3 protein-coding genes are annotated in these 1,906 nt (G+C 67.2%); all 3 read left to right on the top strand.

The genetic code is table 11. The features are described from left to right. On the top strand, positions 1-516 hold a 516-nt coding region (locus tag VJ307_02060), incomplete at its 5' end, for a TolC family protein (protein ID HJX72911.1). Beyond that, the gene (locus VJ307_02055) at positions 513-1,688 is read left to right on the top strand and encodes an efflux RND transporter periplasmic adaptor subunit (GenBank protein ID HJX72910.1); all 1,176 of its coding nucleotides are present in this window, start codon (positions 513-515) and stop codon (positions 1,686-1,688) included. The genes VJ307_02060 and VJ307_02055, both read left to right, overlap by 4 nt. Further along, a partial coding sequence (locus VJ307_02050; GenBank protein ID HJX72909.1) for an ATP-binding cassette domain-containing protein occupies positions 1,688-1,906 on the top strand: 219 nt, incomplete at its 3' end. The genes VJ307_02055 and VJ307_02050, both read left to right, overlap by 1 nt.

Raw genomic sequence — 1,906 nt, 5'->3', positions numbered from 1 at the left:
GCCGGGCTCGAAGGGCTGGCCCCGGATTACGGGAACGCCCTCGACGATCTGAAGTCGGGGAATTCCCCGTTCTGGTCGGTCGGGGTGGGCTTCTCCTTCCCTCTCGGAAACCACGCGGCGAAGGCCGACCTGGCCGCCGGTCTGTTGCGGGAGCGCCAGGCGGAAACCCGGATCCAAAGCCTTACGGAAAGCATCCGCCTCGATGTCCGCAGCGCGCTCCGGGCGCTCGAGACGAGCGTGCGCCAGATCGAGACCGCGCAGAAAGGAATCGCCCTCGGCGAAGCGCGGCTGGCCTCCTTCCTCAAGCGGGGAAAGGTGGGACTGGCGGTGACCAAGGACATCCTTCAGGCGGAGTCGGATCTCACGGCCGCCCGGGAAATCCTCACGGCTGCGCGCGCGGACTACCAGGGGGCGCAGACCCTGCTCTGGAAGGGCACGGGGGAGCTTCTGGAACGGCAGGGAATCCGGATCGAGGATCCGGCCATCGAAAATCTGGCGTGGAAGGAGCTCCGATGAAAAAGGGGATCGCCGCACTGGCCGTCGTCCTGCTCGCCGCCGCCGCGTACTATTACCTGGGCGCGGGCGGCAACGGCAAGACCCCGCCGTACCGGACCGCCCCGGTCGAGCGGGGGGAGATCGCCGAGACGGTCATGGCGACGGGGAACCTGAACGCCGTCACGACGGTGCAGGTGGGAAGCCAGGTCTCCGGGACGGTGCAGCAGATCTTCGTCGATTTCAACTCCCCGGTGAAGAAAGGGCAGGTCATCGCGCAGATCGACCACCGGCTGTTCGAGGCCGCTCTCCTCCAGGCGAAAGGGAACCTCGAAAACGCCCGCGCCGCCCTCGAGCGGGCCGACGTCCTCATCATCGACACGGAGCGGACGTACCGGCGCAACCGGGAGCTGATCCGGGACGGGTTCGTCGCCCAGGCCGACGTCGACTCGGCGCAGACCGCCTACGAGACGGCCCTGGCCCAGAAAAAGAGCGCGGAGGCGCAGGTCACCCAGGCGCGGGGGGGGCTCTCCGCGGCGGAGACGAACCTGCGGTACACCACCGTATACTCCCCGGTCGACGGGATCGTGATCTCCCGCAACGTGGACGCGGGCCAGACCGTGGCCGCCAGCTTCCAGACGCCCACGCTCTTCACCATCGCGCAGGACCTGACGAAAATGCAGATCGACACGAACGTCGACGAGGCGGACATCGGGAAGGTGAGGGCGGAGCAGCAGGTGACGTTCACCGTGGACGCGTACCCCGAAAAGACCTTCCCCGGCAAGGTCGTGCAGGTGCGGAACTCCCCCGTCGTGACGCAGAACGTGGTCACCTACAACGTGGTGGTCCAGGTCGACAACCGGGACCTCCTGCTCAAGCCCGGGATGACCGCCAACGTCTCGATCCACGTGCAGGACCTGACGGACGTCCTGAAGATCCCGAACGCCGCCCTGCGCTACCGGCCTTCCGAGGAGAAGAAGCCGGAGGGAAGAAAAGGGGCCGGCGGCCAACGGGTGTATCTCCTGGGGAAGGACGGCAAGATCAGCGAGGCGTCGATCAAGACGGGGGTGAGCGACGGGAAAACCACCCAGCTCGTGGAGGGGGATCTGAAGGCGGGGGACCCCCTCGTGATCGAGGAGACCCGCAAGAAACCGGCGTCGACCGGAGGGGGGAGTCCCCGGATGAGGGGCTTCTGATGGCCGAGCCGGCGCCCGTGATCGAGGTCACCGGCCTTTCCAAGACCTACCGGTTGGGTCCCATTAGCGTGGAGGCCCTCCGGGACGTCTCCCTTTCCATCCGGCAGGGGGAGTTCCTCGCCGTGATGGGGCCGTCGGGGTCCGGCAAGTCGACCCTGATGAACATTCTCGGTTGTCTCGACCGGCCGACGGAGGGGGTGTACCGGTTCGACGGGGAG

The organism is Candidatus Deferrimicrobiaceae bacterium, from assembly GCA_035256765.1.
Taxonomy (GTDB): domain Bacteria; phylum Desulfobacterota; class Deferrimicrobia; order Deferrimicrobiales; family Deferrimicrobiaceae; genus CSP1-8.
Note: the sequence above shows the minus strand (reverse complement) of the source record. Positions and strands in the feature narration are given on the sequence as shown.